Annotated in this window: 6 protein-coding genes, 1 other RNA gene and 2 pseudogenes; 7 read left to right on the top strand and 2 right to left on the bottom strand. The window is 63.5% G+C overall.

Annotation, left to right across the window (positions count from 1 at the left end; translation table 11 throughout):
- Positions 1 to 290 (bottom strand): annotated as a pseudogene (locus EN994_RS14500) (NADH pyrophosphatase); the annotation flags it as partial.
- Positions 291 to 331: 41 nt separating this feature from the next.
- Positions 332 to 751, bottom strand: a complete 420-nt coding sequence (locus EN994_RS14495) for an HIT family protein (protein ID WP_013527933.1) — start codon at positions 749 to 751, stop codon at positions 332 to 334.
- 172 nt (positions 752 to 923) lie between these two features.
- Between EN994_RS14495 and ffs the strand changes: the two genes are divergently transcribed.
- The 7 genes and pseudogenes from ffs to EN994_RS14460 all read left to right on the top strand — a co-directional run.
- Positions 924 to 1,020: signal recognition particle sRNA small type (gene ffs / locus EN994_RS14490), an RNA gene on the top strand.
- 105 nt (positions 1,021 to 1,125) lie between these two features.
- Positions 1,126 to 2,937 (top strand): DNA polymerase III subunit gamma/tau, encoded by a 1,812-nt coding sequence (locus EN994_RS14485; protein WP_063169978.1) that lies wholly within the window; start codon positions 1,126 to 1,128, stop codon positions 2,935 to 2,937.
- Between the two features lie 30 nt (positions 2,938 to 2,967).
- Positions 2,968 to 3,291 carry a YbaB/EbfC family nucleoid-associated protein gene (locus EN994_RS14480; RefSeq protein ID WP_013527931.1) on the top strand — a complete coding sequence of 108 codons (324 nt, stop codon included), beginning with the start codon at positions 2,968 to 2,970 and terminating at the stop codon, positions 3,289 to 3,291.
- A 14-nt stretch (positions 3,292 to 3,305) separates the two neighbouring features.
- Positions 3,306 to 3,713, top strand: coding sequence for a hypothetical protein (locus tag EN994_RS14475; protein ID WP_013527930.1), 408 nt, complete (start codon positions 3,306 to 3,308; stop codon positions 3,711 to 3,713).
- Positions 3,714 to 3,943: 230 nt separating this feature from the next.
- Positions 3,944 to 4,870: a cell wall hydrolase gene (locus tag EN994_RS14470; protein ID WP_127307606.1), complete on the top strand. Its 927-nt coding sequence runs from the start codon at positions 3,944 to 3,946 to the stop codon at positions 4,868 to 4,870.
- 191 nt (positions 4,871 to 5,061) lie between these two features.
- On the top strand, positions 5,062 to 5,667 hold the full coding sequence (recR, locus tag EN994_RS14465) for a recombination mediator RecR (RefSeq protein WP_013527928.1): 606 nt from the start codon (positions 5,062 to 5,064) through the stop codon (positions 5,665 to 5,667).
- Positions 5,668 to 5,693: 26 nt separating this feature from the next.
- Positions 5,694 to 5,964: pseudogene (locus EN994_RS14460) on the top strand (lytic murein transglycosylase); the annotation flags it as partial.

The following is a 5,964-nucleotide window of genomic DNA, read 5'->3' as shown; positions in this document are numbered from 1 at the left end:
GCCAGCACCGGTCCTCGTTCGGAAAAGCCGAGCAGGATGCCTTGCGCCAGGGAAACCTTGAAGGGCTCGCTCTCGGTCGCACCGAACCAGGGATCGAGAGCGCCGCCATCGCCGAGCTTCAGATAGAGCCGGCCGCCATGCATCAGAAGCAGCCGCGTCGCCGGATCGGCCAGCGCTTTGTCGACCGAATCGTCGGCGCGGTTCTCGGACTGCCGGTCGATCGTGTTGCCGGCGAAGCCGACGAACTGGCTCGGCTCGCGCAAAGGCGCGTCAAACAGGCGGAAGCTCATGGGGACTCTGGAATATGTTGAGGGATGGACACGGGGAACGCTTATAGCGCCGCCTTGATCGTTTCGGCAAACCGTCGCAAGTCGGAACGCTGATAGGGCTCTCGCAGGCCATGTCCCCACACAGGACCTGGCCAGCCGGGATCGCCTTCCGAACGCGCGATGACATGGATGTGCAACTGGCGCACGATGTTGCCGAGCGCGCCGGTGTTGATCTTGGTGCAGCCGGTCGCTTTCTTCAGCGCCTGCGCCACCATATTGGTCTCGAAGGTCAGCATCGCCTGGTCGAGCGGCGTCATGTCGTGGATTTCCTCCGCGCCGGGGCGCTGCGGCACCAGCAGCAACCAGGGCCAGCGGCGGTCGTTCATCACCCGCAGCTCGCACAGCCCAAGCCACATCAACTGCTCGCTGTCCGCCTCCAGCCGTGCGTCCAGCGTGAATCCGGCCTTCAGGCCCGGCAGCATCGGCGTTTCCCTTGCTTTTCTTGTTTTCCTCAAACGCAGGAACGCTAGAGCGGCGGCAGGGGGGCTGCAAGCGAATCATTGCGCCCCTCACGCTTTGGTGCGCCAATTCCATATTTTTGCGATTTCTGCGGCGCACTTGCATTTCGTCGCGCAATTGCCGATATGGAAAGCGGGAGGTTGGTGGTGGACGATCCACTCGCCAACCGGGTCAGGTCCGGAAGGAAGCAGCCCTAACGAGCCCGGAACGGGTCATTGTTCCAGCCTCCCACCTCATCGGCCCCTCTCGCGACATTGACGACGCATTGCAGCGCGGGCGAGACTATGCGCAGGAATCGGCCGCCTTCGGGCGCGGCCATTTGGAGCTTTACGGGCGTATGAGCGAAGCCGGAAATTCGGGACCAAAAAGCCTGGAGATAGGCAAGGCCGCCGCCTATCGCGTGCTGGCACGCAAGTACCGTCCTTCGAACTTCTCCGAGCTGGTCGGCCAGGAGCCGATGGTGCGCACCCTCACCAACGCCTTTGCCACCGGCCGTATCGCCCAGGCCTGGATGCTGACCGGCGTGCGCGGCGTCGGCAAGACCACGACGGCGCGCATCCTCGCGCGCGCCCTGAACTATAAAACCGCTGATATCGACCAGCCGTCGGTCGACCTTGCCGTCCTCGGCGAACATTGCCAGGCGATCATGGAAGGCCGCCATGTCGACGTCATCGAGATGGACGCCGCCTCGCACACCGGCATCGACGACATCAGGGATATCATCGAGCGCGTGCGCTACGCGCCGGTCTCGGCCCGCTACAAGGTCTACATCATCGACGAAGTGCACATGCTGTCGACGCAGGCCTTCAACGGCCTTCTGAAGACGCTGGAAGAGCCGCCGCCGCACGTCAAATTCATCTTTGCCACCACCGAGATCCGCAAGGTCCCGATCACCGTCCTGTCGCGCTGCCAGCGCTTCGACCTGAGGCGCATCGACGCCGGCGCGCTGGTCGGGCATCTCGCTTCGATCTCGGCCAAGGAAGGCATTTCGGTCGACGACGATGCGCTGGCGATGATCGCGCGCGCCGCCGAGGGCTCGGCTCGTGATTCGCTCTCCATCCTCGACCAGGCGATCGCCCATGGCGCCGGCTCTGTCGGCGCCGATGCCGTTCGGGCGATGCTGGGGCTTGCCGACCGCGCCCGCATCGTCGACCTGTTCGAACATGTGATGAAAGGCGATATCGCGGCAGCCCTTGGCGAATTCCGTGCGCAATACGATACCGGCGCCGATCCGGCCGCCGTGCTGACCGACCTTGCCGAATTCAACCACCTCGTCACCCGGCTGCGTTTCGTGCCGACGGCCATCGAGGATGCCTCGCTATCCGAGGACGAGCGGCAGCGCGGCGCCGATTTCGCCAGGACGCTGTCGGTCAGGGTGCTGTCGCGGACGTGGCAGATGCTGCTCAAGGGCATTCCAGAGGTGCAGTCCTCCAACCGGCCGGTCAGTGCCGCCGAAATGGTGCTGATCCGGCTGGCGCATGCCGCCGACCTGCCGACGCTGGACGAGGCGTTGAGATCGCTTGAAGGCGCCGCGCCGGCGCAGAATGGCGCGCTGCGCCCAAATGGGGCGCCTGCAGGGGGAGGCAACGGCGCCAGCGCGGTGGCGCAGACGCGCATGCCGTCTGGCCCGGGCGGCGCGCAGACCATGCGGCTGGTCGAAGCCTCGCCTGCGCCCGTTCCCTACGTCGCTCCGCCGGAGCCGGTCACGGAGGCGCAATCGGCGCCGCTGAAATCGCTGGCCGACATCATTGCCCTGGCAGACGCGCAGCGCGACATCGCCTTCAAGGTGCTGGTCAAAAGCTGCATCCGGTTTGTACGCATCGAGCCCGGCCGCATCGACGTTGGCCTGACCAGCGATGCGCCCAAGATGCTGCTCAACGACCTGACGACGAAATTGCGCGCCTGGACCGGTCGCAGCTGGCTTGTCTCGCTGTCGAAGGAAGAGGGCGGCCAGACGCTCGCCGAAATGGAATCGGCCAAACGCGAGACGGCTTTTCTCGATGCCAAGAGCGACCCGACAGTGGCCGCCATCCTGGCGCGCTTTCCCGGTGCCAAGATCATCGACGTGCGCATTCCGGACGCGCCGGAAGCCGAAACGGCAGAGGCCGAAGTGCCGGTCGAGCCGCCGGCTGACGACGATGAACCCTGATCCAGCCACGAATCCGCAAAGGACCCGACCATGAAAGATCTTCTCGGCCTGATGGGCAAGGCGAAGGAAATGCAGGCCAAGTTCCAGGCCATGCAGGACGAGATCGCCACGCTGGAAGCGTCCGGCCAGGCCGGCGGCGGCCTGGTCAATGTGACGCTGACCGGAAAATTCGAGATGAAGTCGTTGAAGATCGATCCGTCTCTGTTCAAGGAAGACGATGTCGAGATCCTGGAAGACCTGGTGCTGGCCGCTCACAACGACGCCAAGACCAAGGTCGAGCAGATCATGCAGGAAAAGACCAAGGCGCTGACCGCGGGCCTGCCGATCCCGCCGGGAATGAAACTGCCCTTCTAGCCTTCGGTGCGGCCATGGCCGAAGAGCCGTCCGAAAGACTGATCGAGCAGCGTATCCGCAACAGGATCTACGAGATCCTGGAAATCCTGGCCGATTGTGACGACGGCGTCGATCTCGTCGGCATCAAGGGTTATTTCTATCTGTTCGAGGATTTCCTCCATCGCCCATCGATCGAAGCCGGCACATCCGCGCTTTCGAAGGACGAGCGCGCGATCGTGCTGGAGATCGCCGAATTCCTCGAGGCGGCAAGCGAGACAAATCCGGACTTCACCAAGGCTGAGTTCATAGACAGCGACTGGCCGGGAAAGATCGCGCCGACGGCCAGGGAGGCGCGGACGCTGTTCCTCCGGCGCGGCCTGTTTTCGGAGAAGGTCGAGGAGCTTGAGCCTGGCCAGCCGGCCGCGATAGCGGCCGGGCGGTAGATCGCTTCAGGAAAAATCGCGTGGTGCTTTCCCTTGGGGCAATTGCGGCGAAACAAAGAGAGAGCGGTCATCGCTTTTGTGAAATGACGGCTCGATCTATCTGGAAAGCCACGAAATTGTGCCAATTTGGCAACAGTACGTTGTTAATAACGTTTTGGCCATCATTTTGCCCGAAAGTGTCTCATTCTTGCCGCAGCCTGGGGGCGGGCACGAAGTGAGAGGGTTACCTGTTGATTTCCACGCGATGGAAGACGCCGCTGTTGCTCGGCGCCGTCATTTCACCCCTGTTTTTGGCTGCCTGCAGCCAGACCACTTCACACGGCATGTCCGTCGCCAGCCTGACCGACGCCATCACGCCAGGTTTCCTGAGTTCAGGGGCCTACAGCCACACGCCGAAGGACAAGGAATGCCTGGAACGGGCGATGTTCTTCGAGTCCAACCGCTCGAGCCGCGACGGCATGATCGCGGTCGGCACGGTGGTGATGAACCGGCTGCGCTCCGGCAATCATGGCAGCACCATCTGCCAAGTGGTGGGCGAGCCCGGGCAGTTCGCGCCTGGTGTCATGACAAGGCCGATGAATTCACGCGCAATGCCCGATGTCGAGGAAGCCGCCGACGCGGTGCTGAAGGGCGAGCGCAAGTCCAAGCTCAAGAACACCATGTTCTTCCACACAGCCGGCCTCCGCTTCCCCTACAAGAACATGCGCTACACCATGGTTGCCGGCGGCAATGCCTTCTACGAGAAGCGCGGCCGCAACTGGCAGCCGCTGCCGGATGAGCCGCAGGTCGCTATTGCCTCGGCGGCGCCCGACAAGTCAGCCGCGCCGGTGACGATGGTCGCGTCCGCCGAGCCGGTGCGTCCAGCCAGGACGGCAACCGTTCGATCCGCTCCCGCCCAGCAGACCTATGTGACCGCCGCCGCCGCGCCGGCCGCGAAATCCGCGCGTGTCTCGCAAGAGCCGACGGTGGTGGCGATGCAGGAGCCGATGGAAGAGCCGGATGCCGCGCGTTTTGGCGGAAGCTTGAACACAAGGGTCATCTCGTCGGTTCAAGACGCGCCGCAAGAGGCGTCGATGGGGTTCCAGTCGACGCCTGAGAACACAGACGCCATTGGCGCGATGATTGTCAGCCAGGGCCGGCCGCTCGAGACCAACTGATCTGCGCCCCGCGGTCCGCCAAGGCCCAATATGGCGGTCATGCGGATGCAGATGTTCCAAAGCGCTCTGAAAAATCCTGGAGCGGTTCACCGTTTCGCGGAAACGGTGAACCGCTCCAGCTTTTCGTTTTGACGCAATTCCGGACGGAAAACCGCTTCGCACTTTTCCTGGAATTGCTCTAGATCAGAGCGATGTCGAAGCGAATCGCCGGTCCCGAGATCGAACGTCTGATCCAGCTCCTGGCCAAGGTGCCGGGGCTGGGACCCCGTTCGGCCAGGCGTGCCGCCCTTCATCTGATCAAGAAGAAAGAGCAGCTTTTGTCGCCCCTTGCCGCCGCCATGGCCGAGGCGGCCGACAAGGTGCGCATCTGCTCGACCTGCGGCAATGTCGATACATCGGACCCTTGCATGATCTGCACCGATCCGCGCCGTGATGCCGGCACCATCATCGTCGTCGAGGACGTCTCCGACCTGTGGGCGCTGGAGCGCGCGGCGGCGATGAATGTGCGCTACCACGTGCTCGGCGGCACGCTGTCGCCGCTCGACGGCATCGGCCCCGAGCAGCTCAACATGCGCTCGCTGGTTGATCGCGTCGCCGGCGGCGAGGTCAAGGAGATCATCCTCGCCGTCAATGCGACGGTCGAGGGCCAGACGACCGCGCATTACCTCACCGACCAGTTGTCCGGCTTCGACATCAAGGTGACGCGCCTTGCGCATGGCGTGCCGGTCGGCGGCGAACTCGACTATCTCGACGAGGGCACGCTGGCCGCGGCGCTGCGTTCGCGGACGGCGTTTTGACAAAGTTGCGGCAGAGGATGCGGAGCATGATTTTTGCGTGTCCACCAAGGCTGGTGCCAAGCACCCCCCTCGGCAGGACAGAGGGGGGTGCGAAGGAACGCAAACCTCTCAGATTGGCTCTGTTTTCCTTTTTTGCAGTTCTTCTCTCGGTCTTTTCCACCCCCGCCTCCGCCGCAAAGATCGACGACCAGTTCCGCGCCTGGCTGCAGAACGACCTCTGGCCGCAGGCCAAGGCGAAAGGCATTTCCAAAACCACCTTTGATGCCGCCTTCGACGGCATCAAGCCCAATCTGAAGC

The sequence above is a fragment of the Mesorhizobium sp. M7A.F.Ca.CA.002.09.1.1 genome (assembly GCF_003998555.1).
Taxonomy (GTDB): domain Bacteria; phylum Pseudomonadota; class Alphaproteobacteria; order Rhizobiales; family Rhizobiaceae; genus Mesorhizobium; species Mesorhizobium ciceri.
Note: the sequence above shows the minus strand (reverse complement) of the source record. Positions and strands in the feature narration are given on the sequence as shown.

Bases quoted from the DNA above. Each gene is read 5' to 3' on its own strand.
- EN994_RS14495 (WP_013527933.1), bottom strand. From the start codon at position 751: ATGCTGCCGGGCCTGAAGGCCGGATTCACGCTGGACGCACGGCTGGAG.
- EN994_RS14485 (WP_063169978.1), top strand. From the start codon at position 1,126: ATGAGCGAAGCCGGAAATTCGGGACCAAAAAGCCTGGAGATAGGCAAG.
- EN994_RS14480 (WP_013527931.1), top strand. From the start codon at position 2,968: ATGAAAGATCTTCTCGGCCTGATGGGCAAGGCGAAGGAAATGCAGGCC.
- EN994_RS14475 (WP_013527930.1), top strand. From the start codon at position 3,306: ATGGCCGAAGAGCCGTCCGAAAGACTGATCGAGCAGCGTATCCGCAAC.
- recR (WP_013527928.1), top strand. From the start codon at position 5,062: ATGTCGAAGCGAATCGCCGGTCCCGAGATCGAACGTCTGATCCAGCTC.